The sequence below is a fragment of the Candidatus Cardinium sp. cBcalN2 genome, from assembly GCF_022810445.1.
Taxonomy (GTDB): Bacteria; Bacteroidota; Bacteroidia; order Cytophagales; family Amoebophilaceae; genus Cardinium.
In genome coordinates this window covers 1-4,350 of record NZ_JAACGD010000083.1, presented here as the reverse complement: position 1 = coordinate 4,350, position 4,350 = coordinate 1, and the positions used below count along the sequence as shown (strand labels likewise).

The following is a 4,350-nucleotide window of genomic DNA, read 5'->3' as shown; positions in this document are numbered from 1 at the left end:
CTTTGCCACTGCGCTGAACTGCTACAAAAGTTGTTGAACGTAACACTTACAGGTAGAAAAACAGAACTTGCCCGCTACCCGGGCTTTAAACAAACTGTTTTTCTGTTTCACCTATAAGCCCTACGTTCTGAAGACAATTTTTTACAAGAGACACTTTTATAAGCAGCCCCCACGATAGTGCTGAATAGATAAGTGAAAATAAAACTATTTTTAAAATAACTTTCTTAATCACCTGATTCTTTCAATTGACGCTATTTTCCGTTTATGATATTGGCATATAAGCATTATTTACAAGATGCCTCATAGGGCATCCTGTAGCTGAATCTCAGATAATTAGTAAAAATTCTCTAATGATGTTTGAATGTAGCCATGAGCATAGCCTACATAATAAGCTATATGATCACCTATATAATAGCTTGCATAGTAAGTTGCAGTACAAGCAAGAACTAATTCTCCTGCTATGTCTATCAAAGACTCTCTTCTAATTGCTGCTACTGGTTGCAGTATTGAAATAATAGGGGACATTATCCAGCTAAATCTAGTTCTTTGGAAGCTACTGTTATTACCGTCTTGTTCTTGCTCCGAATTAGGAAGGTGCTGACTAAAACTATTGTTTATATCTAGCAGATTATTGTCTTGTTCTGTTTGCAGATTACCCAGATGTCGACTAGAAGTAGAATTCATGGATAGCGAGCTTCTTGTAGAAATACAACAAGATAAAGTACCTAAGCTTAGCACCAAGACACATAAAGCTCGCATATGTTGTATATGTATTTTTTTCATAGTAGATCTGTTTAAAAAACTGGAAAATAAAACATTCTCTCAAAATTTTTTACAAAAAATTTGAGAGAATCAAAAAACTCGATAAAAAGTCTATCTATGTTATCTTTTATAGCGCTAAAAAAAGAACTTAGTCTTTTTACAAGTTTCAAGCAGGCTGCTTTGCTAGTCAACTGTAAGGGGGATGCTGAACGTACCTATTTGCTAGGAGAAACAATTGTACTGTTTGTACATAGTCCTCCTATACTATAGTGACAAACTCTATATTTTATAACCTATATATTTTCCGTCCTTAATACTAACCCTATAACAATGGCTAACAAGTAATGGCTAACAAGTAAAGTTATATCGATGTTTGGCCTACGGCCTCTTGACGTTCAAGGTTGCTCGATTTGTATTATTGATATTGGATGGTTGATTGCAACTTTTAGCTCCATCATTGTATCCCTTATTGTATGCATTGCGTTCAACAGCATTATAAGCCCCATACAAACTTCCTGCTACTGCTGCGGCCCCCACAAAAGCACCAGCAGTATATTGTAGTATCTTTTTGGTACCAAAGTTAGTCTTTTCAGGCTTGTCCTTGACACGCAGTGTTGGCTTTGTATTGATACAAGAGGATAGAGCACCTAACGTTAATAGTCCAGTAAACAAAAGTGACTTGTTCTGTATATATATATGTTTCATAATTTTGATTAAATCAGTTAATTGTATGTTATAACAACTAGTAAGCAAGATAATTTACCGCCATAAACAGTTTATAATATTAATATTTAGAGCTTGTAAATTTGCTTAGTATATAAAAACTAAGTCTTAAAATAAATAAAACTTAATCAGGCATAATATAAAAAATATGCTATTGATAAATTTTAAAAAAAATAAAAAAATAATTTGATTACACATTAATCGTTTTAGTGTTGTAAAATAATTGTAAAAGTTAGTACTATATTTTTACTTTTGTAAAGTAGTTGAAATCCAGATTGAAAAGCGGATTTTGTTTTCCTGGCTGTAAGAGCCACTTTTCAGAAGTTTTGAGCTAGGGCTTGATTTTTTGTCCACTTTTTAATCAAGCAAAAAGTAAAATAAAAATTACTACGTACCAGTGGACGAAATCAAGGAAGAAATTGTTCAATAGTATACTAGGAACATTTCTTATAGTCTTGTAGTAGTTTCTTATTACTCATAAATGGTTTTATATCATGATAACTCGGTCTATTATCCGTGTTTTTTACACACGGACTTGCACCATGTTGTACTAAATGGTCAACAGTAGCTTGAGCTTGAGCTTGATCGAGAGATTTACCGCTTAATGCATAAAGTAAAGGTGTACTGCCTTTAACCTTATCTTGTGCATGCACATTTGCTCCTTCCGCTACGAGAAATTCAACTGATGGTAAATTATGCAAGCCTGATACTCCCATTAATAAGGTAGTACCGTGTGTATCCGTGGCATCTATATGCAAGCCTTGACTAAACTTACATTTCATACTGTTTACCGAAAAGTTATTTGCCTCAATGTCAAGCGCAACTTCCTTATCTAGAGCATCCGGATCATCAATCTTAAATGGACTACAATCTATTGACATATTCCCTCCATACAACTTATCCAATTTATCCAAATCGATGCTCGGAAGCGTTACAGTACCGCTATTATCACTTACATTCCACTTGTTTAGATTTGAAAGTCCCTTTGCAGCTGCTACTGCAGCCGTTCCATTGATTAATGCGACCATTCCAGGAGCTACTAAATCTTTTATAGTGTTTCCTATAGAGCTTACGGTTGTGCTTACATTATTCATTACTTCTGTTGTCGTTCCATTACCGATGTAGTTTCTGATCAGGCCTTCCTGTAGCACAGGGTTAGTTTCTGATGACCATAAATAAAGCCATGCAGTTCCAATTGATAGGAAAGTGGTTGTTCCCAACACTAAAGCCGTAATACCTAGTTTTGATTTATACCAAGGTTCTTTAACGAAATTATAATTTGGATCCTTTTTAGTAGGCTGATGATTGAGTAGGTTTTGTTCCTGCGCTTGCTTTATTTTCTTATGAAAGTTGTTCTCTTTTTTCTTTTTTTGCTTTGCTTCTTCTGACTCCAAGCAAGCTATACCTAATCTTCTCCCTATATTGACACAAGAAGATAAGGTATGGAAACTTAATAAGCCGATGAATAGACCTACCCTGCAACGTGTGTATGTTTTTTTTGTTTTCATAGTATTGATTGTTTAACTGTATGTGCTATAAACACTACTAAGCAGGCCTGAGATAGGCAATGAATAGTTTAACATATGAACCATCTATATTACCAAGCCTACTTAATGTTCTAACTAAGGCCTTTTTTTCCTTTTGATGAGCAGTAATGGAGACTAAATATTTACTTACTTCTCACTCATGTAACTAACAAAAAAAAAAAAAGAAATGCAAACATAATGCAATAAAAATCAATACATTTAAATAGATATTTGAAATACTATGGAAATTTTTGCTTTAATACCTAATTAAAAAAATATGGATGCTTGTTTAAGCGTTTCTAGTAGACATTTATACTTATTTCGCATCTTACTTTTTGCGTTGTCTGGATTTTTTGTATGGTCGCGTGCTGAACTTTTTCTGACTTTGCTTAGAATTTTTCTCGTATGCAGCTAAGGTTGGTGCAATAAACGGGTGACTAATTTCACGTTTCTGCTTAGGATGTGCCGAAACCCATTTTTCTGCTGCTTCTGTTACTTGTTCTATAATAAATTCATCACAAAATCTTTTTGCATAGAATAGTGGCGTATGCTTCCTCTTATTTTCTATCACGGGGTTTGCCCCATTCTTTAATAAGAAAACAACCCTATCGTCATGGCATTCCAATATCTCTCTGTGTAATACTGTATTGCCGTTGCAATCTTGTATATTTAAATCAACGTTTTGATCTATTGCAAATTGTAAATCAGATAGATCACTATTTCTACTGTACATCAAGTACGATAATAGAGGGGTCCCTACTTGATCCCTTGCATTGATACTTAAACCTTTCTCAGTAACCCAATATTTTAGCCTGGTTTTATCATCGTTATGCTCCATAAGGTCACGTCTGATCTCTTCATCTAAAACCATAGGATCTTGAACACAACTAGCAGCCTGCCACTTAGTAAGTAAGTCTTCGGGGTGGTTTGGTACAGGTGTTGTAGAGGTGACTTGTCTGAATCCTGAAGGATTAGCACAATTATTATTCGAGCTATTGCGGTTCCATAGTAAGCTTAAACCTGTCATATTTGCCATATTCAATAAGCCTAAGCATACAGAAGCTGTAGTATATGTTATGCTGTTTGACAGATTTTCTGGTGTTGTTACTGTGGTATTTTCTATAGCTGTCGTTAGATTTCCTATAAAGTTGTCGTTTTGTATTACCACAGGGTCAGTTCCTAATAAATATACTGTAGTCCCAATAATACCTAGACCTACTCCCACTATTAAACTCCCAATAAATCGTTTCGATGTATACCAGGGATCTGTAGCGTAATTAAAAAGTGGATCCTCATTCGGAGTCCGATGATTAAGTGGTTTTGCTTCCTGCGCTTGCTT

At 34.8% G+C, this 4,350-nt stretch carries 5 protein-coding genes; 1 reads left to right on the top strand and 4 read right to left on the bottom strand.

All coding sequences use genetic code 11. The annotated features are described in order from the left end of the window. Positions 1-333: 333 nt before the first annotated feature. The gene (locus tag MUW74_RS02470; RefSeq protein ID WP_243519272.1) at positions 334-783 is read right to left on the bottom strand and encodes a hypothetical protein; all 450 of its coding nucleotides are present in this window, start codon (positions 781-783) and stop codon (positions 334-336) included. 96 nt (positions 784-879) lie between these two features. Here MUW74_RS02470 and MUW74_RS02465 point away from each other — a divergent pair, with 96 nt between their 5' ends. Further along, on the top strand, positions 880-1,032 hold the full coding sequence (locus tag MUW74_RS02465) for a hypothetical protein (RefSeq protein WP_243519275.1): 153 nt from the start codon (positions 880-882) through the stop codon (positions 1,030-1,032). Positions 1,033-1,140: 108 nt separating this feature from the next. On the opposite strand, the gene MUW74_RS02460 is transcribed toward MUW74_RS02465, so the two are convergent. The 3 genes from MUW74_RS02460 to MUW74_RS02450 form a co-directional block, all read right to left on the bottom strand. Continuing rightward, positions 1,141-1,467 (bottom strand): hypothetical protein, encoded by a 327-nt coding sequence (locus tag MUW74_RS02460; RefSeq protein ID WP_243553051.1) that lies wholly within the window; start codon positions 1,465-1,467, stop codon positions 1,141-1,143. A 452-nt stretch (positions 1,468-1,919) separates the two neighbouring features. Beyond that, positions 1,920-2,993 (bottom strand): hypothetical protein, encoded by a 1,074-nt coding sequence (locus MUW74_RS02455; protein ID WP_243517993.1) that lies wholly within the window; start codon positions 2,991-2,993, stop codon positions 1,920-1,922. A gap of 346 nt (positions 2,994-3,339) precedes the next feature. Then, the coding region (locus tag MUW74_RS02450; RefSeq protein ID WP_243553050.1) for an ankyrin repeat domain-containing protein at positions 3,340-4,350 on the bottom strand (1,011 nt) is incomplete at its 5' end.